The organism is Corynebacterium parakroppenstedtii (genome assembly GCF_019754935.1).
Lineage (GTDB): Bacteria > Actinomycetota > Actinomycetes > Mycobacteriales > Mycobacteriaceae > Corynebacterium > Corynebacterium parakroppenstedtii.
Map to the genome: position 1 here is coordinate 294,129 of NZ_JAGSOA010000003.1, position 26,437 is coordinate 320,565.

Sequence of the window (26,437 nt, forward strand, 5' to 3'; positions counted from 1 at the left end):
CTGGCGCAGCATAATGCTCAATTGTGTGCGCCCATATTATGACCAGGATCCACACGGCTATCAACCCTAATGGAAAAATTCCCCACATAATCCCCACGCAATCCTCAGATAATTCAGAGCAACTCCCCAGAAAAAGTGGTCGTGAGGCTCGAAACACGGTCGGCGAAAGATTGATTAAAGGTAGGCCTCCCTGGCAAAATAAGCCCGATGTCCACGAATCTTGAAGGCCCAATTGGTGAGCTCCCCCACGGTCGGCCCCCGCAAACCGTCGTCAACGATGGTCGCGATTACCCCCGACTAGGAACCGTGAGCTTCCGACGAGGAACACTGACACTCCGTCAGCAAGAACTGTGGGACGAGAAATGGCCAACCTACGGCCGCGTCCTCGATGACGCTGTTATTGATACCGACAGCTGGTTCGGCCGGCCCGCCCCCACCATTCTCGAAATCGGATCGGGGACGGGAACGTCGACAGTAGCTATGGCCTCCCGCGAACCCGACTTCAATGTCATCGCGGTTGACCTCTATAAACCCGGGCTCGCGAAACTACTCGGCGCCTTCATCCGGGAAGACCTCACCAATATCAGGATGGTTCGTGGCGATGGCGTGGAAGTTCTCCATCGCATGATTGCGCCCGAGTCGCTATTAGGGGTGCGAATCTTTTTCCCCGACCCCTGGCCCAAAGCGCGCCATCACAAACGTCGCATCATACAGTCAGGAACACTGCATTTGATTGCATCCCGGCTCAAACCCGGCGGGGTACTCCACGTCGCCACCGATCACGCCGGCTATGCCGAGTGGATCGACGAACGCGTCGACGTGGAACCGCTCCTTGAGTACAAGGGCTGGCCGTGGGATGAGTCCCCGATCCTGACCGACCGGCAGCTCACCACGAAATTTGAAAACCGTGGGCTTAGCATGGATCACACAATCAGGGAATACTTGTGGAGGCGGAAGTGACCAACCACGCAAACACCACATCCCGGGGCCATTCATATTCAGCAGTACCCGACGAGACCCCGTCGGCACTGCTTATTTGGGATGCACCCAATATCGACATGGGCCTCGGATCGATTCTCGGTGGACGACCAAGCTCTGCCTACCGTCCTCGCTTCGACTCGCTGGGACAATGGCTGATCAACGAGGCAGACCAGCTCAACGCTTCCCGCGACGAACAGATCGAACCGGAAGCCACGGTGTTCACCAACATCATGCCGGGGTCCGCAGACTCGATCCGCCCGTGGATCGACGCGCTCCGCAATCTCGGTTTCGCCGTGTTTGCCAAACCCAAGCTTTTCGACGACACCGACGTCGATCCGGACATGCTGGCGCACATCAACCGTCGGTACGACGAGGGTGTACTGCGCTCGGTGTATGTCGCCAGCGCTGACGGCAGAAATTTTCAACCACGCTTGGAAGAATTGGCCGCCGAGGGTATTGACGTTGCCGTGCTGGGGTTTTATGAACACGCAACCTGGGCGGTGATGAGCGAGGCGATACGCTTCGTCGACCTCGAAGACATCCCGGATATTTTCACCACGCCGTTGCCGCGAGTGAACCTCGATCGCCTCCCCGATGACGGCGCCTGGCTGCAGCCGTACCGCTCCCTCCGTTCCGTGAAATCGTCTCATCATGACAGCTAGTCGTGAGGGAGCTGAGGCCATGACTATCGAAGCGGGAACACCCGGACGGAAAACCGAGGTCACTACGGGTACAGAGGACACCGCTGAAGATACAGTGCTTGCCGACGTGCAGTCAGCCGCGGAGACCACCGTCGCCCCCAAGGAACAGGCATCGCGCAGATCTCGCACCGCAGGAAGCGTCAAGGTGCAGCCTCTCCCCTGGTGGCGGCGAGCGCTTTCCCTGATGCGTCACCCTCTTGTCCGGTTAGTGTTCTTCCTTGCTGTGGTCGTTGCCCTCACAATGATCGGCCGGGGAAGCATCGACTTCGTGTCGGAGGGGCTGGGCTACATCGGGTCGGCCAACACCACGTGGATCATCGTCGGGATCGCATTCATCGGCGTATCCATCCTGGCCATGGGCGAACTCATGTACGTCCTTTTACGTAGCGCTGGGGTTCCCTGCAAGCGGTCCAGTGTCTACGCCCTCACTCTGACGTCAAACTCCGTGTCCGCCACTTTCCCTGGCGGTCCTGCGATTTCGTTAGCGATGATTTTCCGTGAGCAGCATAAATGGGGAGCGTCCTCAGTGATTGCCAGCTGGTACATGGTGATCTCCGGTGTGATCGCGTCGGGAGTGCTTGCTCTCTACGGGCTCACCGCGTTCTATTTCTTAGGTGCCAAGGTGAACCCGTGGACACTCGTGATCTCTCTCACCGCGGTCGTCGTCGTGTTACTTGTTGTGAAATGGCTGGCGGCGCACCTGTCTCACGTCGAACGCGTTGTCGTCAAGATCCTACGAAAGGTCAACCATTACCGGGGCAAGCCTCTCAACACGGGAATCGACAAAGCGCGTGAAAGCATTAAGACCCTCAGCAGTGTTGACCTGCCGTTACCGAAGCTCGCATTGGCGGCCGTGTGGTCGGCCGTGAACTGGGGGGCCGATTGCCTCTGCCTCCTTGTTTGCCTGTGGGCAGTCGGAGCGCATCCGAATGTGGCGTCGGTTGTTCTTGCGTTCGTGACCGCCAAGATTGTGGGAACTGCGCAGGTCACGCCGGGTGGGTTGGGGCCCGTTGAGGCGACGATCGTCGGCACCCTCGTCGCCACCGGTATGACGTCGGCAACCGCGCTTGCTGCCACCATTATTTTCAGAATGATTTCGTTCATTCTCCTCGCCGCTGTGGGCTGGATCATTTTCCTCATTCAATATGCGGGCCCGAAACGCGCGATGATGTTGGGGCGGTCCTGAGGAATCGCACGTCAACCTCATACAGTACGGACACACTAAAAACGCACTGACGATACTGACAATAGAGGCGCTAGATAATGGCGCAATACTAAGGATTGGAGTTCATCATGTCACAGTCCGCTTCTCCGGGATCCGAGACTGACCCAAACCGTGCACCAGGCACGCAGGTGAGCTACGTGCAGGCAGCTGTGATGGACATCATCGCAGTTCTGCTCTTCGCACTGCTTGCGCGGATCGCCCACAATTCACCTGAATTGCCATTCAGTTGGGGCGGTGTCCTCGCTACTGCTTGGCCATTCTTGCTCGGCGCGGCCGCCGGGTTCGGTGTCATGGCCATCCTCCGCCGCCCCGCCGGCACTGTAATCCCGTTCGGTATTGCTGTGTGGATTCCCGCCGTCATTGTGGGCCTCACGATTTGGGGTTTCCACCACAGCAAAGTCCCGCACTGGTCATTCATCATCGTGGCGACGGTAACGTCGGCGATTTTTATCCTCGGGTGGAGGGGTCTTACTCGGCTCTCTGCGTCGCGCGCACACAAGAGGCGTGAGCGTCGACAAGCTCTTATCGACGCCGAAGAAAAGCACAAAGCCGACAAGTGACGAGTAAATAAATGACCCCGCTATGCATGGCGAGAAATAGCGGAGTGCTTCAATAGTTGTATGTCACATACCGACCCGGCCCAAGGATCCACCGGATCCACCCTTGCTGGACGCGGAGAAACCACCTCCAAAAAATTCTTCGGCCACCCGTGGGGGTTGGCGAACCTCTTCGGAGTGGAGATGTGGGAGCGCTTCAGCTTCTACGGGCTACAAGGCCTTGCTCTCTTCTACCTGTATCACAGCACCGACGACGGCGGGCTGGGCATGTCCGAAAGCCTGGCAACGTCAATCGTCGGTGCCTATGGTGGTGCGGTTTTCCTCGCCTCGATCGGTGGTGCGTGGATTTCTGACCGTGTCCTCGGGGCAGAAAAGACACTGTTTTATTCGGCGGTGCTTATCATGTTGGGGCACATGTCGCTTGCTCTTCTGCCCGGCTTCACTGGACTGATCATTGGTCTTGTCCTGGTTGCGGTGGGGTCAGGTGCCCTGAAAACGGCGAATTCCGCGATGGTCGGAACTTTATACGAAGAGGGCGACCCCAAACGCGATGGCGGTTTTTCGTTGTTCTACATGGGCGTGAACATCGGTGCCTTGATTGGCCCTCTGGTGACAGGCGCCCTATGGAAGCAGATGGGTTTCCACTGGGGCTTCGGAGCAGCTGCGGTTGGTATGGCTTTGGGCCTTATTCAGTACATCCTGATGAGGAAGACCACGTTGCAGAATGCTGGCGCCAAAGCTCCGAATCCTTTGCTGCCTGATGAACGCGTCAAGTCGTGGGGTGGGGTCATCGCGTTGACGGTCATCATTGTTGGGCTTGCTCTACTCTTTCCCACTTCTCAATTGTCGACGTATGTTGCGGTCATTGCGATTGTCGCCGCAGTTTATTTCTGGCAGGAAATGTACCGTTCTTCATTGGTGAATCGGACGGAACGCCATCGTCTGTTGGGGTTTATTCCGATGTTCCTGGCCGCTTGCGTGTTTTGGTCGATCTATCAGCAGCAGTTCACGATGGTGGCAATGTATGCGGATAAGAAGCTGGACTTGAGTTGGGGTTTCATGGATACGCCGGCCTCATGGGTTCAGTCGATTAACCCGATCTTCATTATTCTTTTAGCGCCGCTCTTCACGATTCTGTGGGATCGTCTGGGTACACGTCAGCCGTCTACTCCGGTGAAGTTTGGCGTGTCGGCCATTATGTTGGGGCTTGGTTTGGTTCCTTTCCTTTTCTTTGTGAGCTACGCCGACCATTCAACGCCCTACTACATGATTGTTGTAGTGCTCTTCCTCTTCACTGTGTCCGAGCTGTTGCTGTCTCCGGTGGGGTTGTCGATGTCCACGAAGCTTGCGCCGCGTGCGTATCCGGCACGGATGGTGGCGATGTGGAATCTGACCTCCGCTGTGGGTACGGCTTTAGCAGGTACGCTGGCTGGCTTCTACAATCCGGAGTCCGCACATGATTCCACGATCTATTTCATAACAATGATCTGCGTGTGCGTGGTGATCGGAGCCATCATTCTGGCGGTATCGAAGCCCATTGTGAAGCTCTTCGATGGTGTGAAATAGGCGTATCGCCACCGCGGCAGTGTCCGCCCACATGGTGTCGTGGTAGTCCACTGCCTAACGGTGGCATCTAAGAGCCCTCATCCTCTTCGCGCTAGAACCCCTTTGTTCTGGCAGTTCTTACACTGACAGGTTGAGATTTACACCGAGGGAGGCCTGCGCATTAATGCTGACCCCCAGCTGACCCTGTGATGCTGACGCACACGGCTTCTTTTCCGGTGCTGGCTTCTGGCATGGGTCCTGCTTCACCTGCTGCTGAACAGGGCAGTTCCCTTGCCCATTAGGGACATTACCGCTGTTAATGGCTGTCGAAACGTTACCGGCAATTGACAGACCAGCGTTGATCAGGTTTGACGCGTTAGCGTTAACCGCTGCTGCAGCATTAGCCTTGACCGTTGCTGCGGCGTTGGCAATGTGCTGATTCACTGTTTCCTGAGCGGCCCGAATGTCTTTCTCGGTAATGACATTCCTCTGGGCAATGGGCGTGCCCTTCTCTACCGTCCGCGACACGTTTTGGATGGGCGTTCCTTTTTCGATCGGGGTGCCCTTTTGAATCGGCGTCCCCTTCTCTACCGGGGCAGAGACCTGGGTGTTACGGTTCTGCTCAATAATGCGCTTCTGCATGCTCGTACGCTGCTGTTCAACAGATTGTTCGGCAATCGTGGATGAGATGCTGCCCTTGACTCCCCACACAATTCCTGACTTACCAATGCCACTGATTGCTACAGCGGATTCATTCGTCGTGCTTCCATCTGCCTTCCAGGCGTGGCGGGCCGACGCAGTGATGCGCTGAGCATCCTTCTGCTGGATTGCGCCACGGTCCGGTGGGCATGAGCAATCGGCGCTCTTAGCCAGAGAAGCTCCCGGCGCGGCGATATGGCTAGCGATCCGGTTCTTGTAGTCCATGGCGAGTTTCGCTACCGCAGTCACGCCGATTGCGCTTTCGTTAGAGGCGGCTTCCGACTTAGCTCCGGCCTTAGACACTCCAACAGAGCACGGGCCGACGCCGATGCGTTGCACGTGGTCATTACGAACACCGCGAGCGCTATCTCCCGCGACAAGGTCTTTCCCACTGATCTCTTTCTGCGATAACTGCCGGTTAACCTGGACAGTTTGCGCGTCGTTACGTGTCTGCTGATCAATCTGTACAGCAGCACGCTGAGGTGCAGTAGCCTTCGGGAGAGTTGCAGTCGATTGCGGCGTCATGCGCGGGATCTGCTTTTGCTGTACGCGGATTCCCTGAGCGATGGACTGTTGTGTGCCTCCGCGTTCAGACGCTGAGATGACCGTTTGCGATTGTTTGGGTATTGCCTGCGCGGGTTCTGCCACCTGCTGATTCATCGTTTGCTGTGGCTTAACGGATACCGATTGCGGTTCGACAAATCCTCCGGCGAATGCAGCGGGAGCTGCTGCGGTGATGCCTACACACGCAATGCCCAAGCTCATTGCTGGAACAGCGAAGGATGCGCGGTCCCCGATGCGCGTTTCACTATCCCTGTGCTTTCCGCGGTATCCCCGATGAGTTGCCCGCGAAGAGATTTGGTTATCCCCCATTGTATGTAATTCCCCTTTATTTCCTGGTGGCACGGGTTGGATCCCCAGCCCAAAGCGTGAAATGCTTGAGGCTCTGAGCTACACCATGCCCACCGTCATATGCTTATGAGCCTTGAGGTGACAATACATCCTCATTGTGTCCAGTGATGACCTGCGATCCCCTCACAGGCATGTCTGGAATGACTCAGGACTTCCATGTCCTATCCATAAAATACATGGCTGTTGTGCCAAAGAAAAGAACGGTCGGCATCTTCTTTACGTTTTACGGGAAGATTGTTGGGTGATAGTGAACACAGTTCTAAGGAAACTAACAGCTTCACTCGATGGAACCACCAGAGAATGTCCGTAGATTCATTCATGTCAGTGGCTGACGGAGACTACAACAGGATTCTCAGTTTTCTACCGACGCAGGGTGCCACGAGTACACAGCGTCACACCACCTGTACACCGCTAGCCACTGAAAAACGGACTCAGGCTTTATGCCGAAGCTACTAAGAAAGAAGGGTGATCTATAGAGGACTCTGAGGGAGCAATGGGACAGAGAAGCCCGCACCTGCTGGGGAGCAAGGTGCGGGCTTTTCATATCCGCTTCATGTCAGAGGACGTGCGATCTACGCGAAGCCGCCTACGCAGCGTGGACTATGTGTTGTCGTTAATGAGCCCTTGAGCCCACTGAAGCATCCACGCGATAGACGTTGTGCCCTCAATAACGTTCGGATTGGTGCCATATTGAATATGCAGCGAATTACCCGTGAATAGCGCGTCCACGTTCTCTGGCTCAACCTTCAAGCTAGTTGGCATATCGCACACGGCGTCACCCGGCGCGCAAATTTCATTGACGCGATCGTTCAGATCTCCCATTCCCCCAGACCGCGGACCACGGGGAGTAAAACCAGGTACCACATTGCCCAGCGCCGCTGCGAATGGTTGCAAGGCAATTTCGGATCCAACGCCTTTTGGTTGAGCCCCGACCGTTTGTCCTTCACCGGTCACCCGACGCGGATCAGCAAGCGCGGTGACTCCCGCGACGGTGTCGCTCGGCACGACACCACGGTTATTTCCTATGTCACTCGCAATATCGCCCGCTATGGCCGCTCCCTGGGAGAACCCCATGATGACGAATGTCGTCGCAGGGCAATGATCGTGGGTTGCGGATAGTTCAGCGTTAACGATGCGGACTCCCTCATTAACCGAGTCCGCGTAATTCATCTGGTCCAACGTCGCCAGAGTTTTCATCTGGGCGGGGTAATTCGCCGTCCAGACCTTCACAGACGATGAATCATTATTCTGCGTCAAAGGCCCTGTAACGCCCTGGAGCAATGCATCGGGAAATTGTGTCGGATGAAGGGGATCATCACTCGTCGAAGACTCTCCCGTTCCAGGCACGGCAATAACCTCGACGGACGGACAATCTGAGGGTTGCTCCGGTTTGCCGGGACCTTCACCATTGTTCGACGGACCTCCAGGGCCTTGGCCTTGCGACCCCATCCACTGCGCTATTCCGACGGCGATTGCTCCCAGAAGAATGAGAACACCAACGATGACCAGTAGTTTGCGAAATACTGATCGAGACCCTTTCTGCGCCATAGCAACAGGTTACATGTCGAGGGTCTAGTCACCACACAAGTCGCGGTCGGCCGACTCAGTAATCGCGCGTTCCACCTGGTCCAAGGGCTGGTCCGTGAGCTTCTGCTCAATCAGCTGTCCGGCCATCGCTCTCACCGAAAAACTGTCCTGCCCCTCAGCCTTTGCCTGGCAGTATTCCATAGCGGACGCAATCACTTGGTCAGCCGCGGAGCCATCAACGTTGATCTTGTCCTTCTGAATCGTCGACAAGAATTTCTTTTCTTCGTCCGTGCGCTGGCCACGGTTCGGTGCCGGAACTCGCGACACCTCAACCGGGGTTTCATCGTCCTTGGCATCAGGATTATCGCCGACGCCGTTATTGGAATCCGCCGATTTTATAGAACTTGCCGACGACGAACTCGCGGATGACTTTGTCGAACTGCTCGATGAACTGGATGACCGAGCTTGAGTGGTCGTGGCGGAATCGGAATCGTCTTGCGTGGCTGTGGAGCCATCACCGCACGCGGCGAGAACCCCCCCGGCCAGCACAGATGCTAAAGCTAGGGCAGCACCCCGCGTGACTGACGAGCGACGGTTCCAGGCTTGACGGTTCCGACGACGAGGGGAAGCCAACGGCTGGTCTGCCTCGTGGCCTTCAGCGTCATCAGCAGCATTCGAGCTCATTGTGAATCCACCGCGTGAAGTCATGCGTGTGTCCTTCCCGTCGTTCCCATCGTCGCTGTTATCTCGACACTGTTATTTCGTCGCTGTCCTCGCGCCATCATAGTGACGGATGGCCCGAGCGTTCACGATCATCCTTACCCGGATTTACGGTTCCTGAACCTGACCGTTGATCTCTTTAATAGTGCCGTGCTGGAAATCAATGGTCAGACCGCCGGCTGGGATATTTGTCATGTCTGAGGTCGGGAATCCGTACTTCCCACCTTGGGCACCATTCTTATCCCAGGCGTCGAAAATCCCGCCTTTCATGATGACGTGAGCACCGGTATCTGGAGACCAGTAAATGTAGCCCTTGTCGAATTCGGTGAACGCTCCACCATCAACGGATACTTCGTCGGTCTTTGCGAAGCCGAGTTTGTCTGCTCCACCAACGTCTTTGAACTTCTTGGCAATCTCACCTTGCACATAATGCGCTGTTCCATCTTTTGTCCTCGTCACAATGCCGTTTTGGAACTCTTGGACCGCACCTCCCGCCACTGACTTCTCATCAGTCGTCGGGTAGCCCAGCTTTCCGGTTTCGTAGCCCGTTGTCCCCCAGGCGTCGAACATCTCCGGCTTCAAAGCATGAGGCCCGGTCTCAGAATTCCAATAGATGGATCCGTGCTCAAACGTCACGAAGCGGCCTTTGCCGTCGGGAGAGGTGATCTCTTCGCTCGTCGGGTAGCCCAGGAATGACTTTGGTCCGCCCATCTCGGCATAATGAGCGCCGATACGGCCCCACAGGTTATGCGCTCCTGTCGACGGACTCCAGAACGTGCGTCCATTCCGGAAATCCTGGATCTTTCCTCCGTTGGCGCCGTCGTATTCGTCGGAAGTGCACCCGCCAAGCTTGTCCTGGTCTTTCAGTGCGGCACTAGCAATTTCACCCATGGGGACGCAGTTCGCGCCGCGATCGTTCTGCGACAGACCAAGAGCATCAGCCATGTACGGCCAGGACTTACCCAGTTCGAATTGCCAATACGGCCAGGTGTGGGTTCCAGAATTCCGGAACGCCGTCGTGACATTGATACCCGCGCGCTTGGCGTGGCTCACGAACGTTTCCGAGGTCATCCGAGCTAATGCTTCTTGCCCGAACGTGAGCCCCTTCTTCGGAAGGCCCGGCAAGACCTGGCTTTCGTCGTCATAGGATCCGGCTGCTCCCGATCCGGCGGAAACATAGACACCGGTGTTCTTCAACTTGCTGACGTTGAGCTTCGGGTCGTGCTCCTTCCAGCCTTCAGACCCATACTGCCCCCACATGTTCTCAGCATTGAAAGGAGACACTGTCTTCATGACAAGACCGATCCCCTCGCTCATCCCTGGAGAGCTGGTGTCCAGATAACCCGAGTAGGAGCCGACGAAGTTGAACATGTCCGGGTGCCGTTCGGCAAGGTTCATGGCACCGGTCGCACCGGCCGACATACCGAAGACGGCGGTCTTGTCATTAGCCCGCCAGCCTTCCTTGAGAATCGGGGGAAGCTCCTGGGTAAGGAAGGACTCCCACTTGTAGAGCACGCCGCCATCTTCATTCAGCCAGTCGGTATAGAACGAGGCGAGGCCACCCACCGGCAAGACGACGTTGACATTGCGGTCCGCGAATTGCTGGACAATATTCGTCCCCGCAGTCCACCCGTTCTCAATCTGGTTAGGGACGATACCATCGAGCCCAAGAACCGTCGGGAATGTTTTATCCGGCTGGGAGTACCAATCCCGAGCGAGAAGAATCTCAACCTTAATGGGATTTCCTGGCATCGCCTTGGAGTTGATATACAGCGCCACCCGTCGATCAGTTAACCAATCGACGTGGTCAATGGATACCCCATCGGGGAGGTTATCGAGCTGTTGTTGCTCTGTACGCATCGGGAGCGGCTCAGAAGGAATACTGAGGGGGAACGCATTCTTGGCGGCTTCTCTTTGAACTGAATCAGGAACATCGGCATGCTCTGCTGGGGCGGCCCCATCGCCGTTCTCAGAACCTTGTGGAGCAGCACTTTCAGAGGCACTGGGGCTCTGGCTCTCTGCGGGGGCGTCCTCAGCTCTCGCGCCAGTGTGAATAGTCGCTGCACCAAGCATGACAACAAAACCTGTTGCAGCGATCGTGGTGGGCCACGTCCGACGATGGGAGAGCTTCGAAGAGGCGCGCATACCTGTAGTTCCTTAGTTCTGTGCCGGTAGACATTTTCTTCCGACATCATTATTACCGCGTTATACGCATGTTACCTATGCGACGCGCGGATAACGGTGTTGTTTATGTGATTTTTTACCGACACTTCGCTTGACGACGGGGGAATACGCATAAGACGCAGGCACCCTAACCGGTACCCGCGTCTTATGAAGGAATATTTACGTTATTTCCCCAGGCCCCCTCGGTGGTGACCCGTGGTGACCTACTGGTCCTGGTGGCTGTTATCAACCGCGCGCTGGACGTCGCCACCGGTGGCAGCTGCGTCATTCTGAGCAGCGGGAGAGACATCGTCGCCACGAACTCCCGGAACGGTAGCAGACCGTGAACCAGGATCGCCTGTCAGCGGCTTATCTCCCTCAGGAACACCCTGACCAGCGGCACTCTGGGTTGCCTGCAAGATTCGGGGACGAACCTTGATCAATTCTTCACGCCAGTTGGTCCAGTTGTGAACACCAGCCAATGGGTAATCAATGGTCGGGTTAATCCCCTGCGCACGGAGAGCACCTTCAAACTGGGTGGTGGTCACACGCGACACAGCTTCCATACCCATCACGGAAACGGAGTAGACAGGGTTAGCGAAGAAGTCGTCCTGCGGGTTCCACCAGCCGGTCGCCGCGGAAATGTACACGTCGGTGTTGCGGTATGCGGCCGCGTTCTTCGTCGGATCGTTCTGACGGATGCGGTCGCCGGTCCACATCTGGTCGATGCGGTACCCGCCATTTCCGAGCATCGCGCCGGCAATGCCCATGCGCATGATCGGGCTCGAGGTAGCTAAGTAGCCCGAGAAGGACGAAACCTGACGGAACTGGTTCGGGTGATGAGCAGCCAAGTTCATCGCGCCAGTACCACCCATCGACATACCGGCAACCGCGTTGTTGGTCGGTGAAACGCCGAAGTTGGCCTGGAGATACGCCGGAAGCTCAGAGCTTAAGAACGTGTCCCACTTGTAGGTTTGGGTGCCGTCAGCTGATGTAGAGGGCTTCTCCCAATCCGTGTAGAAGGAAGCTTTACCACCCAGGGGAAAGACCTTCGTGATGTTGTCGTCAACGAAAATGTTTTGAGCGTGAGCCCAGTCGATCCAGCCACTGCTGTTCGTGGGGCCGGCGAATCCGCCCAAGATGTAGAGGCCGGCATTGCCGTTACCATTGGCTGCCTGAATTTGGACCGGAATGTCCTTGTTCATGGCGTTCGAGTGGACTGTACACTTCTGCACCCAGTAGGCGGCAGCATCCCATGTACAGCCCGGCCGTAGGGTGTCTCGGCTCCCCTCCGCATGAGCTTTATTTGAGCTCAGGGCAGTGGTCACGCCGAGCATGAGCGCAATGGCGCTCACCAGCACGGCCACCATAAGCCAGGGCCTACGCATAGCTCCCACACGTCGCGAGAAGCTCATCATAAAATTTTCCTCTTTCCTCAAGAGCCTGGGAAGTTCCCTATCTCACTCATCCACGGCACGAACGCGGTCGGCTCGTCAGTAGCCGTCCATCCACCCCGAGGCAGATCCTCACAATCGGCCAGCGCACCGGGAATGAGCAATCACCGATCACACTCGGTGGAACGATGACACACAATAGTAATCGAATAATACTCTGCCCACGTTACTTCGTGATTTTCCCAAGGTACGACGATTCACGCGCCGGAACCTCCCAGCCGCACCCGAGCCGCACCCGAGAAGCGTCAGCCTAGAAGGACGGCGCCACGTACACCGCGATGAAAATCGCGATCGCCCACAGGAGCCCCAGTAACTGAAGCACGTGGTCACGGAGTGCTAATTCATCTGGCGCGCCTCCATCACCGCGATCGACGTCGGCTGCGTATCGCAAAATAGCGACCGTGAACGGCACCATCGAAATCTCGTACCACAGGGCTGACGCGGAACTATCTTTTTGGCCCATCTCAAAGCCCCATAGGGCGTAGGTCAGCACGACCGCCGTCGCGGACAAGGTCCATACGAAGCGTAAATAGGTGGGGGTATATCCCTCCAGGGATTTGCGAATTTTCGCCCCCGATTTAGCTGCCAGCAAAATTTCCGAATACCGCTTGCCAGCCGCCATGAACAGGGAACCGAACGCCGCGACCAAGAGGAACCACTGCGAGAGGTCGATCCCGGCAGCGACGCCACCACCCATTGCTCGCAAAAGGAATCCCGAGGACACCAACGCGATATCAATCACGGGCTGGTGTTTCCATCCGAAGCAGTATCCCAACTGCAGGATGATGTAAACGCCGATCACTGTTGCCAAAGCCCAGGCGGACGTCGATAAGAAAGAGACAGCTAATGCAGCGAGAATGAGCACGACGGCCATTCCATAAGCCACTCCCACTGGGAGCACACCTGCGGCAATAGGGCGGTACCGCTTCGTCGGGTGAGCGCGGTCAGCTTCAACATCGCGGGCGTCGTTAATTAAGTAAATCGACGATGCCGCGCAGCAGAAGGCAACGAACGCAATGAAGACGTCCACAGCGACGCGACCGGTGAACATATCCGAACCGGCCGCCGCAGGAGCGGCCACCACCAAGACATTCTTCACCCACTGCTTGGGGCGGATGGCCTTGAACATCGCCTCTGGCAGGTTCTTGGGAGCCCGCATTTTCGCGGAGGCTTTATCGTCCGCGTTTTTAGGAGCCTCGGGGTAAAGACCTCGGGTATGAGGCTCGGACCCAATTAGCGCACCATTGGATTCATTACTGGGATACGGATCGTGTTCATTGCCCGCCATCGTGTCTTTATAACTCCTCTGTGGTGACATTCGCAGTCGCCATCAATCGCACTACCCTGTCAACGCTATCGGCCGCACTAGCCTACTGGTGCGTCACAGCCCGATGAATAGCTTCCGCCGATATTCCTCCTAAGAGGGCCCCGGCTGCAACATCTGTTGGATAATGCACACCGACTGTCATTCGCGACAGCATCATAAGCGGAATCACTGCCAAAGGCACGCGCGAACCGGTAATCCGTGAGAGCTCAATCATCGCGGCCGTCGTCGACGTCGCATGTGACGAGGGAAAACTCAGCTTCGACGGAGTTTTCACCCCGATCCGCACACGCGGTCCGTGGGGCCTGGGACGACGAAGAATACGCTTGAGAATCACAGATGCAGCATGGCTCCCAAACGCTGCCCCAGTCAGTATTCCCCACTGGGTTCGATGTTTCTCATCCGCGATCATTCCGACGACGCCCAGCGCCAACCAGGCGGCGGCATGTTCACCCGCGTGGCTGAGCCCCCTGGCCAGAGGCATAACGCCTGGTTTATCCGCAATGGCGCCCTGAATGAATTCAAGCACCCGGGTTTCGTCGAAGGGATCCCCTTTGTGTTGATGCCCTTTGTGTTTAGCGTTCAAAGATCGTGCTCCATCCCTCGCGGCTGGTCAGCTTGGGGTGAGCCTTGCGATACAGCTGGCGCATCTCCGGGAAGCGATCGTAAATTTCCTTCTGCAGACGCATCGACTCACGGGCGAGCTTCACGGCCTTGGCGCGGTTACGTTTGCGGAAAACAACTCCGCGGCCGTCCGCCGTCGTCACCGTAGCTCCGTCGACACGCGACAAGGAGAACCAGCGGGCCTCGATCGGCGGGAGGTTAACGTCGGGAACCTCGGGGTCACCATCGCTGGGCGAGAACTGCTTTTTCACAGCCTTCGACAGGGTGGACACCTTCGCTAAGGGGTTAAGAGGGATCTTCGTGAGGTTCTTCGGCCCACCCTTTGCCGGAGGAACCGCCGACGCTGAGGGCAACACGACGGCATCCGGGTACTCTTTGCGCAACTCGTTGATGCGCGGGAGCGCGGTGTCGAGGATGTCAAAGAGCTGGTCAGGGCCGCGCAAGAAGTCCTTGATGGCTTCGTTCTGGATAGCGACCGTTGAGTACTCGAGGCACATGAGATGCTTCGTCGTCGCCTTGGCCATCGACTGCAGCATGCCCAAAATGGAGCCGTCCTGCTCGATAGCAGCGACGATCAAACGGTTGCGCAGGTGGAAATAGGCCTGCCAGTCAATAGCATCATCCTTATCGGACCAGGCCATATGCCAAATCGCAATACCCGGCCATGATGCCGTCGGGAACCCCGCATGCCCGGCGCGGAGGCCATATTCGCCGTCATCCCACTTGATAAACAACGGCAGTGGCTGACCGATGGTCTCTGCGACGACGCGCGGGATCATGCACATCCACCAGCCGTTATAGTCGACGTCGATACGGCGGTGAAGGTCGCGCGAGGTAATGACATCGCCATTGGCGTTCCGCCCATGATCTTTACGATCACGCAGCGGGTACTGATAAAAGTCGTGGTCGTAGTGGACGTGAGGTGCCGAGGTCCACATGAAAGAATGGCGATCAATGACCTCGCCCATGCTGTGCAAGTGGCTGCGCTCTTGCAGGTTCAGCATCTGGCCGCCGACCAGCATGGGTTGGCGCGCGTACCGGGCAACCTGGAGTGCGCGAAGAATGGAGTCAGGTTCGATGGCGATGTCATCGTCCATATAAAGGATGAACGGAGCTTTAGTGGCTCGCTGTTTGCGCTCCTCTTCAGAGCCCACGCCGCCCAGAGCCTCATACATAATGCGGGAGTAACCGCCCGATCCGCCCAGGTTGCCCTGGCGGAACTCGTGGAACCGATCACCAAAGTGCTTGACGGCGTCATCGAAGCCCGGCTCATCGGCGGGGTGCTTCGTTCCCTGGTCGGGCATCAAAACAGCGTCGATAACGGCGTCGACTTCCGGATCGGAAGCGATGGCCTCTAAAGCGGCGACGGCGTCGGCGGGACGGTTGAAGGTCGGAATACCCACCGTCACGGATTTATCCTGCGGGCCGATCGTTGAACCGTCGGGCAGTGTTTGAGGACCAGGTTGTTCTGGTGCGTACCACCCGGCGGCCAACAACGTGACATCTGTTTCGCAGGTCAGGTCGAACCAGATCCAGCCGCCGTCTTCGAAGCGATCCAGAGGGATCTCAAATTCCAGTGTCGATACAGTGGACTCCGCCGATGACGGCTCCCCCTCGATGGTGTCTTGCGTGCTCTCCTCGGCCGTGGTGGCGTGAATGTCGTCGGCCAGTACGTCGGTCATCTTGCCTTCGACAGCAATGCGGGATCCGTCGATTTTCGACCGGTAGACGTCGGCACGCGCGTCGCCCTGCAGTTCGAGCTTCAAGACGACGGATTTCAGCTGAGTCCAGCGTCGCCAATAGGAAGCCGGGAAGCCGTTGAAGTAGGTTTCGAAGCTAACCTCGGCGCCCGCCGGAAACGTTGCCTCGGTGCGGCTGTGGAGCACAGCGCGCGACTTGTTCGCCTTCGATTCGATCATGTACAACGACCGAACATCGTGCGGCTCCCCCCTGCGAGGCAGAATAACGCGCTGAAGGCGCTCCACAGCTCGACTTTTAGCCTGACTCCCGGCCTGGCTCATACTCGCTAACCCTTTCATTTCACTTCTGTCAACACACTGAGCCTACCGCAGCTCACCAGCGCGACGAGGTTCCCCAATGGCACGCCGCCAGCACAATGGTCCAGCACTACAACACTTGAGCACTGGACTTACGACGCTGGCCTCAGGCACATCCTCGACGCAAACACCATGCCTAGAGTACTGGCTGGGTCCGCGCAGAGCTATTTCACGTCGGAGTTGATGAAGAATGAGGAGGACAAGCCCGCGCTGTGCGGGGCGGTTAATCGAAGTATTTGTCGTAGTAGTCTCCAAGTTTATCGACGTACTTCTTTGCTTGGCCGGGGTCTGAATACAGACCGTGGCCGGAACGAGGGAAGACGAAATAGTCGTAGGGGACGTGGTTATTATCAAGAGCGCTTAATAGACGATCATGTACCTTAAAAGGAACAATTTTGTCTTTCTTTCCGTATGCCATCAGCATGGGAACGGAATTAGCGGAAACGTAATGATAGGACGAAACACGTTCCGCAAGGTCGTGATAAGAACCATCCTCCATGTCATGATCGGTGAGCTGCACGCCCGTCAGTTCAGTTAAGAACTTCTTTTTATCTTTCCCGTAACCTTTAATATCGCCGTTTGAGTCAGCCCAGTCCTCCGGCTGGAAACTCGCGGGGCCGACTTCCTGAAACACAAATTTCAACGGAACGGGGCTGTTCTTCCCATCACGGAAGGCGTACATCATCGCGAGGGTACCGCCAGCGGATTCCCCGGTGATGGCCATTTGATTGACCGGATACCCGTGTTGCTTGGCTTGTGCAACCACAGCTTTCACACTGTTCTGGATCTCCGTGTACATTTTGTCCAGGTTTGAGGGATGATCATCGGTGTTGGTTGTGTAGTTCACAGAAGCCGACACGTATCCTCGGGTAGCTGCGTCCTTTGCCGAGGCAGCATCTTTTTTATCGCCGCTGACAAACCCTCCCCCATGGATCCAGACCACTAAAGGGAACTGCGAGGCATTTTTATCCTTGGGAAGGTATAGGTCAAAGTTGTTCTGGATCCCTTCGCCATATTTAAGGTTCTTCACCACTGAATATGAATCCGGATTATTTTTAAACGTTCTACTCAACACATCAATGCGCGTACAAAAGTAATAGGCGGTCACGGCAGCTACGGCAACAACGATTAACACATAAATAATACCCCAGGCGACTTTCTTCACTACATGCCTCCTAGCATATTATCCAGATAAAGTCTGAAACCCAGATAAATCAGAAGGCCAAGTACTACTCCGATAATCACACACACAATAATCCGGGCAATCCTATATGACCACACTTGTTTAACCCGACCCATGCCATCCCTCTTCCTCCATATTTCACCCTGTAGGTGTGACCTCATGTTAGCCTCACACTAATCTCACGCTGGGCTCACGTTGGTCTTATACTTGTCTCACGGCAATTTCGCGCTACCGTCGGTCGTACCTCGTACCCTTTATAGATTGCTTTCCTAACAGGATAGAGGGAATAAAACCTTACTGCTTCTTACATCGATAAACCTTAGGTCAATACGCTCCGTTCCGAGTGACGAAGACCTCACTTGATTCACGCGTCAGGTGCCACCACCATAGGTTGTATGACAAGTACCGCGCGCTCGTCCTCACGTAAAAATCCTGAGGCCACCCAGCGGCCAGATTCGCTCCCCACCACGGCAGACACCGCCTCGGCGTCCCCGTCGTCGTCACCCGCAGCATCACCGTCGTCGTCGAAGCGGAAGTTTCATAGACCCGACTTCTCCCAGCTCCAGCGGTTGGGCAAAAGCCTCATGCTGCCCATCGCGCTCCTGCCGGCAGCGGGCATACTCCTCCGATTAGGCCAAGACGACCTCCTCGGTAGGATCAAAACTCCCGTCATCGGCCCCTTCTTCGAGGCGATGAGCGCCGCCGGCCAAGCGCTATTCTCCCAGCTCCCGCTCCTTTTTGCCGTCGGCGTCGCCATTGGTTTCGCTAAGAAGGCCGACGGCTCAACAGCCCTGGCTGCCGTCGCCGGCTACCTAGTGATGGGTGCGGTGTTCAAACAAATGTCGCCGCTCGTCCTCCACGGAGTCAAGGATTCCTCGGGCGAACAAGCCCTCATCGATTACAGCGTCTTCGGCGGTATCGTCGTCGGTCTGCTCACCGCGTGGCTCTACGACAAGTATCACGACATTAAACTGCCGTCCTACCTCGGGTTCTTCGGCGGGCGTCGATTCGTCCCCATTGTCGTCTCAGTAACGACGCTGATCACCGGCTTCGTCCTATCGTACATTTACCCCATCTTTAACGAAGGGTTGACGGCGATCGGCCGATTCATCGGTGGAACGGGCGCATTAGGTGCGTTTGTTTACGGGTTCGCTAACCGAATGCTCATTCCGCTGGGACTTCACCACATTCTGAACACCTACGTGTGGTTTATTTACGGTGATTACAACGGACCCGACGGAACTGTGTCCGGCGAGCTCTCCCGCTTCGCCGCAGGTGACCACTCCGCGGGGCTGCTCACCTCCGGTTTTTACCCCATTTTGATGTTCGGTCTTCCCGCAGCAGCGCTGGCCATGATTCACACAGCGAAGAAGGGACAAAAAGCGACGGCGATCGGTATCCTTTCCGCCGCCGGGCTGACAGCGTTCTTCACCGGCGTGACCGAACCCCTCGAATTCGCGTTTATGTTCTTAGCGTTCCCCCTCTACGTTGTCCACGCAGTGCTCACAGGCCTGTCCCTCGCCATTGCGGAGCTGCTGAATATCCACCTGGGGTTCTCGTTCTCCGCCGGACTACTCGATTTGATTCTCTATGGCACGGCGCCCGCGGCACACAACATTCCTCTTCTTATCGTTCAAGGGCTCGCGTTCGCGGTTGTGTACTACCTCACATTCCGGTTCGCCATCGTGCATTGGAACCTTCACACGCCAGGCCGAGCAGATGCGACGGTTGGTGCAGCTGACAACACCGATGAGTCGGGCTCAGAAACCGACACCGCAACGGCGAATAACGAACCTTCTGAGATCTCCTCTAACACCACGGGTGGCAGCGCAGGACAAGGCTCACTTGCCCCATCATCGCGGGCCGAAGCCCTTATTAACGCCTTCGGCGGGCGGGAGAACCTCGCGAACGTGGACGCCTGCATTACCCGGCTCCGCATGGAAGTCAACAACCCGGCCGCCGTCGATAAGAACAAGCTCCAAGCATTGGGTGCATCCGGGGTCATGGAGATCGGAACCAGTGTCCAAGCAGTCTTCGGAACAGAATCTGATGTCCTTAAAGACGAAATCAACGCAGCTCTCGCGGTTGCTGCCTCCGCAGAACGCTCAGAGCCGACGTCAGACTCAGCGGAGGCACCCTGGACAGAATCCCACGGGCCTCTGGAAGTCCGCGCGCCGATCCCCGGAACAGTAATCCCGCTCTCGCAGGTAGAAGATGAAACCTTCGCGTCGGAAACGGTGGGCCGCGGCCTCGCTATCCGCCCGGGAGACGGCGTACTCGAGGCTGTCGCTCCCGTCAGCGGCCGCATCATGCAGCTGTTCCCGCACGCCTTCGCCATCATGACCGACGACCGCATCGGCGTCCTCGTGCACCTGGGTATCGATACCGTTGAATTAAACGGCCAAGGATTCACGGTCCACGCCAAGAAGGGCGACCACGTTGTTCAAGGTCAGCCGATCGTGGCATACGACGTGACCGCCGTCGCCGCAGCCGGCCGTCCCACCACTGTTCCTGTGGTGGTGATGGATAGTCGACGGATGGAAATCACCATGGCATCCGAGCCGACAGAGAACACATCAGTCACGACCATGCGGCCGCTGTTCTCCGTCGAAAAACCTACTCCTCGGGGCTAAACCACCCGGTCACAGCCGGCGTCGTGTTGTGATAAATGTGCTTCGGCTCGGTGTATTCCTCCAGGCCAGTAGGGCCGAGCTCGCGGCCCATACCGGACTGGCCGAAGCCACCCCACTCTGCCTGCGGCAAGTAGGGGTGGAAATCATTAATCCAGATCGTTCCGTGCCGTAAACCGCGCGCAACGCGCTCCGCACGACCGGCGTCGGAGGTCCACACAGCCCCGGCCAGGCCATAGTTCGTGTCGTTCGCGATGCGAATGGCTTCCTCTTCCGTCGAGAAAGTCTCGACCGTCACCGTCGGGCCAAAGGCCTCGTCGTGAACACAGTCCATCTCCTGGGTGCACTGATCGATCACCGTCGGCAAGTAGAACCAGCCATCATCCAGTGACGCACTGCCGTCGGCTGTGGGGCCGGTACCAAAAGCACCGCCACACCGGACGCGGGCACCTTGCTCGCGCGCATGGGCCACATAATTCGACACCTTCTCGCGGTGCGCCTCCGAGATCAGCGCACCCGTTTCGGCTTTCTCATCAAACGGACCACCCAAGCGAACCTTTTCCGCACGGGCCACGAGGTCGGTGACGAAGCGCTCCGCAATGGACTCCTCGACGACGAGCCTCGCACCCGCCGAGCACACCTGCCCGGAGTGGACGAACGCAGCATTCATCGCGTTATCCAGCGCGGCGTCATAGTCGGCATCCGCGAAAATGACGTTCGGGTTCTTGCCGCCCAGTTCAAGGGCAATTTTCTTGACTGTGAGAGACGCTTCAGAGGCCAAGTGGCGTCCGGTCTCCAGGCCACCCGTGAAGGACACCATGTCGACGCGCGGGTCGCTCGATAACGGCGCACCCGCCGATTTACCAGCGCCCGTGACCAGGTTCCCCGCCCCCTTGGGCAGCCCGGCCTTATCCATCACGTCCAGCAGCAGCATAGAAGTGTGGGGAGTCAGCTCAGCCGGCTTCAGAACAAAGGTGTTCGCCGCCGCGACACAAGGCGCAACCTTCCACGCAACCTGAAGAAGCGGGTAATTCCACGGAGTAATCAGCCCGCACACGCCTACGGGCTCACGGACAATACGTGAGCTTATCGACGGATCACCCGCGTCAACGACGCGTCCGGCGTCGTTACCGGCGAGCTTGCCGAAGTATCGGAAGCAACCAATGATGTCGTCCATATCGGCATTGGATTCCATAAGGCGCTTGCCCGTGTCCAAGGACTCCGCTAGCGCGAATTCGTCCTTACGCTCCTCAATACCGTCGGCGACCGCGAGGAGAAGCTGGCCGCGGTCGAAGCCCGACCATCCTGACCACACGCCCGAGTCAAAAGCCTCACGAGCAGCGGCGATGGCGCGGTCTGTGTCCTTCGTCGACGCCTCAGCGACCACCCCCACTGCCTGATTGTTAGCAGGACAAGTGATCGTGCGTGTCTCACCGTCGATTGCAGAACCCCATTCACCATTGATGAACAGTGATTCCGGCTCGGCTGCCGGCGTCGGGGCAGTTTTCATTTGCGTCATTGATTGCGACATAAAGTGTCTGCACTCACTTTCTCGTGGTCGTTATTTTTCGCTCTATGGAGAGGCTGAGCCCTGTGATGACGCGGAGGAAGAGCCGACTGTGGTCGATTCCTCGGTGGAAGCCGACGGATCCGCATCCTCTTGTTTCTCACTTCTCACAGAACTGCCTGTTGTAGCGGCACTGTCCGCAGCATAGTCGGAATAATCGTCCACCCACTCGACAACCGGATCGGCATTATCCGACAGGTCGGAACCGCCCGGAAGATCGGATTGAAGGTGAAGGAATTCCATATGCCTCTCATACAAATCTAAAACGTTTTCAATGAGCTGAGATTCCGTATAGCCATAAATGTCATAGCCCAGCGAACCGGTGAGCGTGAAGATTTCCAACCGGTAATACAGTTCTTCACTGTCACTATCCAGATGAATGCGGCCGGCGAACGACGGCATCGGGTACTGCGTGGGATAAATCTGGTAGCGGAAGTCCTTGTCATTCCCAAACTTCACGCGGAGGTCAAGCTGAGCCAGACCCAGGCCCTCCACGATTGATCGCGTGTACTCGACATCTGCTCCGCGTTCCTTACACGCCTTCGCCACCTTGTCCAAAGCAGGGGCAGCGACCTTGTCGATATATGTCTCTACCTGGGTATATGACGGGAATGACATGGCTCGGTTGAGGCGTTTCCTCCAGTTCATTCCGGCTTCCGCAGGCGCCGCACGGCTAGACATTGCGCCGTGTAGAGCACGCGCGCTCGATTTGGATTGTAATAGTTCCAAACGCAATGACTTAAACAAGCTGTACATCACGAGATACATGACGATGGCAAATGGCAATCCCATAATGATCGTTGCGTTTTGCAAAGCGGGAATACCGTCGACAAACAGCATGGATATGGTGAGGACACCAACGGCGGCGGCCCAGAAAATACGGGACCATGCGCGTCCATCTTGCTGAGAATCCGTAATTTTCGACGTGAAGTTACTCATGACCAATGCAGCGGAGTCCGCAGAGGTGATGTAAAGCAACAGACCGATCAGCGACGCTGCCCCCATCACGACCATGCCGGCTGGATACTGACCGAGCAGGAGGTAGAAGGCGCGCTCTGGTTTATCGACTGCCATGTGGCCAAAGTCGCTATCGCCGTGAATAACTTTGTCCAGAGCGGAATTCCCGAAAAAGGACACCCATAGCAGGACGAATAAAAATGGTACGGACATCGTACCGACAACGAACTGCCGCAAACTGCGTCCACGCGAAATACGTGCCAGGAATAGGCCGATGAAGGGGGCCCACGCCACCCACCATGCCCAGAAGAACAGCGTCCATGAGTTCAGCCATTCTTGGGCACCAGAGAAGGCGTAGGTATCCATCGTCATGCCGGGGAACTTCGAGACATATTCGCCCACATTCATGACCAGGGCGTCGAAGAGGAAAGCTGTTCGACCTGTGACCAGGATGTAGAGCATCAGCCCGATAGCGAGGAGCACGTTGATCTCTGAGAGTCGTTTGATTCCTTTATCAACGCCGGACACTGCAGAAATCGTGGCGACGGCAACAGCTAACACGATTAGCCCTATTTGCCAACCTAAGTTCTCGGGAAAGTTAAAAAGGACCTTCAGCCCGTAATTGAGCTGAACGACGCCGATACCCAATGATGTAGCAACACCGAAAACCGTGCCTAACATGGCCGCGATATCGACGGCATCGCCGGCAGGTCCGTGGATCCTCTTCCCGATGAGTGGGTAGAGCGCGGATCGAATGGATAGGGGCATGTTCAGGCGGTACGCGAAGTACCCGAAAGCCATCCCCATCAGGGCGTAGAGGGCCCACCCTGTGATCCCGTAGTGGAACAGGGTGAAAACAACTGCCTGACGTGCGGCTTCAATACTCTCACCGTCACCTGATGGTGGGTGGTAATACTGAGAAACCGGCTCCGCCACCGAGAAGAACAGCAAGTCAATACCGATGCCTGCGGCAAAAAGCATCGATGCCCAAGAGAAAAGGCCGAACTGCGGTTTCGCATGGTCCGGCCCAAGTTTGATGAGGCCCGCACGGGTGATGGCGACACCAAGCATGAACAGCACAGCCACCGTGGCGGTGAGGATATAGAACCATCCAGCATTCTTCGACACCGTTCCGACGATGTCCGTTAGCACGGACAGTGCGTTATCGGGTGCCAGTATCGCCCACAGTGCAATGCAGATAATGAGAACGCCGGAAATGATAAACACCGGCCAGTTCACATCCGGCGGGTCTACGGTCCTGGTTGGTTGAGACCCGCCGGCTACCTGATTTTTCGTCGGGTCTTTTTTCCCTGTGCCATTGTCGGCGCCATTGTCATCTGCGTCCTCATGGTCAGGGATTGTCGACGTCTTTCTGGCTGAAATAGAACTCTCCAATCGGCCCATGCGTCTCTTCCTTCAGTTTTTCTGGGGACCGTATGAGTATAAACAATTTAGATAGAAAATGTAGTCAGTCACATTTCAAAAGAGTTTTCACAATATGCCTAGCTACTGTTCAAACGCTTTTTCAGGGTATTAAATACACATTTTCAACTTGGTTTTTTCGTCTATTTTTGATATTGTGATTACTCATTATCAATGGGATTCATGGCCGAAAATGTGCGCGAAAATAAGCTGCACTATTTCTACTGCGCTATTTTTGCTGCCATGGTTCCCAATGTCCATGTCCATCACGCGCCGCATCGGCGCCCTACGTATGCATTCTAGGCAAGGAGGATCTCTACGTGAGTTCGTTTGCTTCTCGGCTGGAGTCCGCAGCCGCATCGGCTGGCTCAAAGATTGGCAAGCTTTTCCCCAAGTCCGGTTCAACGGTGGAACACCGCGACGTCGTCATCGTGGGCGCTGGTTCCGCCGGTTCAGTGTTGGCTAACCGGCTGTCATCAGACTTTTCGACGTCGGTCATGGTGCTGGAGGCAGGGAGGAATGACTCTCTCTGGGATCTCTACATCCACATGCCGTCCGCATTCTCTTTCCCCATCGGCAATAAGCATTACGACTGGGAGTACGAGTCCGTCCCCGAGCCGGAGATGCATGGCCGCCGGATCTACCACGCCCGCGGCAAAGTCGTCGGTGGTTCGTCGTCGATTAATGGTCAAATCTTCCAGCGCGGCAATCCGATGGATTATGAGAAGTGGGGCAAGCGCGATGGGCTAGAAAAGTGGGATTGGAAGTACTGTCTCCCCTACTTCAAGCGGATGGAAACGGCGCTGGGGTCCCCCGATGACGATCCCCGCCGTGGGCACAATGGCCCGCTGCGCATGAAGCGCGGCCCGGCAACCTCGCCCCTTTTCAAGGCGTTCTTCAAGTCCATCGAGCAGGCGGGCTATAACTACACGCCGGATGTGAACGGGTACCGCCAGGAAGGGTTCGGCCCGTTCGACGCGAATATTGATCGCGGGCGTCGCCTGTCCGCGGCCCGCGCTTACCTTCACCCCGTCCTCGATCGCGAGAACTTGGAACTGCGCACCCGCGCGAATGTTCGTCGCATTCTTTTCGAGGGCACGAAGGCCGTCGGCGTCGAGTACTACTGGCACGGCCGCACTCACCAGGTCCGCGCCGACAAAGTCATCCTGTGTGGCGGGGCAATCAATTCGCCGCAGCTGCTGCAGGTGTCCGGCGTCGGCAATAAGGATTTGCTGAACAAAGTCGGCGTCAACGTCGTCAAGGATTTGCCGGGTGTCGGCGAGAATTTACAGGACCACCTTGAGGTGTATGTCCAGTACAACTGCACCAAGCCTGTCTCTGCTCAGCGCTACTTGGATAAGTGGCGGTGGCCGATGCTGGGCTTACAGTGGTTGACGACGCATAAGGGCCCCGTGGCTACGTCGCATTTCGAAGCTGGTGGGTTCGCGCGCTCGAATGAGAACGAGGACTACCCGAACCTCATGTTCCACTTCCTACCCCTGGCTATGCGTTATGACGGCACGAAGCCGGAGGGTGACGACGGATTCCAGTTCCACGTTGGCCCGATGTACTCGGATGCGCGCGGGTATGTGCGCATCACTGCGCCGACGGTGGATACCAAGCCGGATATTTTGTTCAACTACTTGTCGACGGAGCAGGACCGCCGCGAGTGGGTTGAAGCTATCAAGGTGTCACGCAAACTGCTGGATACCCCGGCGATGAAGGAATACACCGACGGGGAGATTTCCCCCGGCTCTGCGGTGCAGACCGATGAGGAGATCCTCGAGTGGGTTCGGAATGACGCCGAGACCGCGCTACACCCGTCCTGCACCTGCGCAATGGGGCCAGAAAGCGACCCGATGTCGGTGGTCGATCCCTCCACGATGCAGGTTCACGGCACGGATGGTCTTTATGTTGTCGACGCTTCCGTCATGCCGTCGATTCCGAATGGCAATATCTACGCGCCGACGATGATGATCGCTGAAAAGGCGTCGGACATTATTGCCGGGAAGACTCCTCTGGCTGCTGATGAGACGCCGTTCTACCACGTCAAGCGTGGTGATCCGCTCAATCCGCCGGAGCAGGAGAAGTAGGCAGCTGGGCTACGTAAGTAGCTGCATGAACAGCTAGGCCGAGATTTGTCGGGCGGCGTACTGGGAATGTACTCAGTCGCCGCCCGATAACTTTTA

Annotated in this window: 18 protein-coding genes; 7 read left to right on the forward strand and 11 right to left on the reverse strand. The window is 56.8% G+C overall.

The features are described 5' to 3' along the window. The first annotated feature begins 207 nt into the window (after nucleotides 1–207). The 5 genes from trmB (at nucleotide 208) to KCQ76_RS09930 (ending at nucleotide 5,030) form a co-directional block, all read left to right on the forward strand. The gene (gene trmB, locus KCQ76_RS09910; protein WP_046201945.1) at nucleotides 208–960 is read left to right on the forward strand and encodes a tRNA (guanosine(46)-N7)-methyltransferase TrmB; all 753 of its coding nucleotides are present in this window, start codon (nucleotides 208–210) and stop codon (nucleotides 958–960) included. Further along, nucleotides 957–1,643, forward strand: coding sequence for an NYN domain-containing protein (locus KCQ76_RS09915; RefSeq protein ID WP_046202122.1), 687 nt, complete (start codon nucleotides 957–959; stop codon nucleotides 1,641–1,643). Before trmB ends, KCQ76_RS09915 begins: the two co-directional genes overlap by 4 nt. Next, complete coding sequence (locus KCQ76_RS09920; protein ID WP_082089858.1) at nucleotides 1,633–2,868, forward strand: lysylphosphatidylglycerol synthase transmembrane domain-containing protein; 1,236 nt, start codon at nucleotides 1,633–1,635, stop codon at nucleotides 2,866–2,868. The genes KCQ76_RS09915 and KCQ76_RS09920 overlap by 11 nt, the downstream gene beginning before the upstream one ends. A 107-nt stretch (nucleotides 2,869–2,975) precedes the next feature. Then, on the forward strand, nucleotides 2,976–3,467 hold the full coding sequence (locus KCQ76_RS09925; protein ID WP_231725401.1) for a DUF3054 domain-containing protein: 492 nt from the start codon (nucleotides 2,976–2,978) through the stop codon (nucleotides 3,465–3,467). Between the two features lie 60 nt (nucleotides 3,468–3,527). Next, nucleotides 3,528–5,030 (forward strand): peptide MFS transporter, encoded by a 1,503-nt coding sequence (locus KCQ76_RS09930; RefSeq protein ID WP_046201944.1) that lies wholly within the window; start codon nucleotides 3,528–3,530, stop codon nucleotides 5,028–5,030. Between the two features lie 117 nt (nucleotides 5,031–5,147). Here KCQ76_RS09930 and KCQ76_RS09935 read toward each other — a convergent pair whose 3' ends face one another. The 9 genes from KCQ76_RS09935 to KCQ76_RS09975 form a co-directional block, all read right to left on the reverse strand. Next, a complete protein-coding gene (locus tag KCQ76_RS09935) occupies nucleotides 5,148–6,581 on the reverse strand; it encodes a hypothetical protein (RefSeq protein WP_046201943.1) in 1,434 nt (477 codons plus the stop codon). A 639-nt stretch (nucleotides 6,582–7,220) separates the two neighbouring features. Continuing rightward, entirely contained in the window at nucleotides 7,221–8,168 is a 948-nt protein-coding gene (locus KCQ76_RS09940) for a cutinase family protein (RefSeq protein ID WP_046201942.1), read from the reverse strand. 24 nt (nucleotides 8,169–8,192) lie between these two features. Then, nucleotides 8,193–8,855 carry a hypothetical protein gene (locus KCQ76_RS09945; protein WP_052722451.1) on the reverse strand — a complete coding sequence of 221 codons (663 nt, stop codon included), beginning with the start codon at nucleotides 8,853–8,855 and terminating at the stop codon, nucleotides 8,193–8,195. A 120-nt stretch (nucleotides 8,856–8,975) separates the two neighbouring features. Then, nucleotides 8,976–11,012, reverse strand: coding sequence for an alpha/beta hydrolase-fold protein (locus tag KCQ76_RS09950; RefSeq protein ID WP_046201941.1), 2,037 nt, complete (start codon nucleotides 11,010–11,012; stop codon nucleotides 8,976–8,978). Nucleotides 11,013–11,254: 242 nt separating this feature from the next. Continuing rightward, nucleotides 11,255–12,448: an alpha/beta hydrolase gene (locus KCQ76_RS09955; RefSeq protein WP_052723034.1), complete on the reverse strand. Its 1,194-nt coding sequence runs from the start codon at nucleotides 12,446–12,448 to the stop codon at nucleotides 11,255–11,257. A gap of 286 nt (nucleotides 12,449–12,734) precedes the next feature. After that, nucleotides 12,735–13,772, reverse strand: a complete 1,038-nt coding sequence (locus KCQ76_RS09960) for a decaprenyl-phosphate phosphoribosyltransferase (RefSeq protein WP_046201940.1) — start codon at nucleotides 13,770–13,772, stop codon at nucleotides 12,735–12,737. Nucleotides 13,773–13,854: 82 nt separating this feature from the next. After that, entirely contained in the window at nucleotides 13,855–14,292 is a 438-nt protein-coding gene (locus KCQ76_RS09965; protein WP_231725423.1) for a phosphatase PAP2 family protein, read from the reverse strand. A gap of 91 nt (nucleotides 14,293–14,383) precedes the next feature. Further along, entirely contained in the window at nucleotides 14,384–16,453 is a 2,070-nt protein-coding gene (locus KCQ76_RS09970; RefSeq protein ID WP_046201938.1) for a glycosyltransferase, read from the reverse strand. Between the two features lie 259 nt (nucleotides 16,454–16,712). Then, entirely contained in the window at nucleotides 16,713–17,654 is a 942-nt protein-coding gene (locus KCQ76_RS09975) for an alpha/beta hydrolase family protein (RefSeq protein ID WP_046201937.1), read from the reverse strand. 413 nt (nucleotides 17,655–18,067) lie between these two features. Here KCQ76_RS09975 and KCQ76_RS09980 point away from each other — a divergent pair, with 413 nt between their 5' ends. Further along, nucleotides 18,068–20,305, forward strand: coding sequence for a PTS sugar transporter subunit IIABC (locus KCQ76_RS09980; protein ID WP_060941961.1), 2,238 nt, complete (start codon nucleotides 18,068–18,070; stop codon nucleotides 20,303–20,305). Here KCQ76_RS09980 and KCQ76_RS09985 read toward each other — a convergent pair. Both KCQ76_RS09985 and betT read right to left on the reverse strand, forming a co-directional pair. Beyond that, nucleotides 20,289–21,821, reverse strand: a complete 1,533-nt coding sequence (locus tag KCQ76_RS09985; protein WP_231725400.1) for an aldehyde dehydrogenase family protein — start codon at nucleotides 21,819–21,821, stop codon at nucleotides 20,289–20,291. The two genes, KCQ76_RS09980 and KCQ76_RS09985, sit on opposite strands and share 17 nt — an antisense overlap. 54 nt (nucleotides 21,822–21,875) lie before the next feature. Continuing rightward, entirely contained in the window at nucleotides 21,876–24,230 is a 2,355-nt protein-coding gene (betT, locus tag KCQ76_RS09990; protein ID WP_046205332.1) for a choline BCCT transporter BetT, read from the reverse strand. A gap of 392 nt (nucleotides 24,231–24,622) precedes the next feature. On the opposite strand from betT, the gene betA reads away from it, so the two are divergent. Next, nucleotides 24,623–26,341, forward strand: coding sequence for a choline dehydrogenase (gene betA, locus KCQ76_RS09995; RefSeq protein WP_046202116.1), 1,719 nt, complete (start codon nucleotides 24,623–24,625; stop codon nucleotides 26,339–26,341). Nucleotides 26,342–26,437 lie beyond the last annotated feature (96 nt).

Bases quoted from the DNA above. Each gene is read 5' to 3' on its own strand.
- trmB (WP_046201945.1), top strand. From the start codon at position 208: ATGTCCACGAATCTTGAAGGCCCAATTGGTGAGCTCCCCCACGGTCGG.
- KCQ76_RS09920 (WP_082089858.1), top strand. From the start codon at position 1,633: ATGACAGCTAGTCGTGAGGGAGCTGAGGCCATGACTATCGAAGCGGGA.
- KCQ76_RS09925 (WP_231725401.1), top strand. From the start codon at position 2,976: ATGTCACAGTCCGCTTCTCCGGGATCCGAGACTGACCCAAACCGTGCA.
- KCQ76_RS09930 (WP_046201944.1), top strand. From the start codon at position 3,528: ATGTCACATACCGACCCGGCCCAAGGATCCACCGGATCCACCCTTGCT.
- KCQ76_RS09935 (WP_046201943.1), bottom strand. From the start codon at position 6,581: ATGGGGGATAACCAAATCTCTTCGCGGGCAACTCATCGGGGATACCGC.
- KCQ76_RS09940 (WP_046201942.1), bottom strand. From the start codon at position 8,168: ATGGCGCAGAAAGGGTCTCGATCAGTATTTCGCAAACTACTGGTCATC.
- KCQ76_RS09945 (WP_052722451.1), bottom strand. From the start codon at position 8,855: ATGACTTCACGCGGTGGATTCACAATGAGCTCGAATGCTGCTGATGAC.
- KCQ76_RS09950 (WP_046201941.1), bottom strand. From the start codon at position 11,012: ATGCGCGCCTCTTCGAAGCTCTCCCATCGTCGGACGTGGCCCACCACG.
- KCQ76_RS09955 (WP_052723034.1), bottom strand. From the start codon at position 12,448: ATGATGAGCTTCTCGCGACGTGTGGGAGCTATGCGTAGGCCCTGGCTT.
- KCQ76_RS09960 (WP_046201940.1), bottom strand. From the start codon at position 13,772: ATGGCGGGCAATGAACACGATCCGTATCCCAGTAATGAATCCAATGGT.
- KCQ76_RS09965 (WP_231725423.1), bottom strand. From the start codon at position 14,292: ATGCCTCTGGCCAGGGGGCTCAGCCACGCGGGTGAACATGCCGCCGCC.
- KCQ76_RS09970 (WP_046201938.1), bottom strand. From the start codon at position 16,453: ATGAGCCAGGCCGGGAGTCAGGCTAAAAGTCGAGCTGTGGAGCGCCTT.
- KCQ76_RS09980 (WP_060941961.1), top strand. From the start codon at position 18,068: ATGACAAGTACCGCGCGCTCGTCCTCACGTAAAAATCCTGAGGCCACC.
- KCQ76_RS09985 (WP_231725400.1), bottom strand. From the start codon at position 21,821: ATGACGCAAATGAAAACTGCCCCGACGCCGGCAGCCGAGCCGGAATCA.
- betT (WP_046205332.1), bottom strand. From the start codon at position 24,230: ATGGGCCGATTGGAGAGTTCTATTTCAGCCAGAAAGACGTCGACAATC.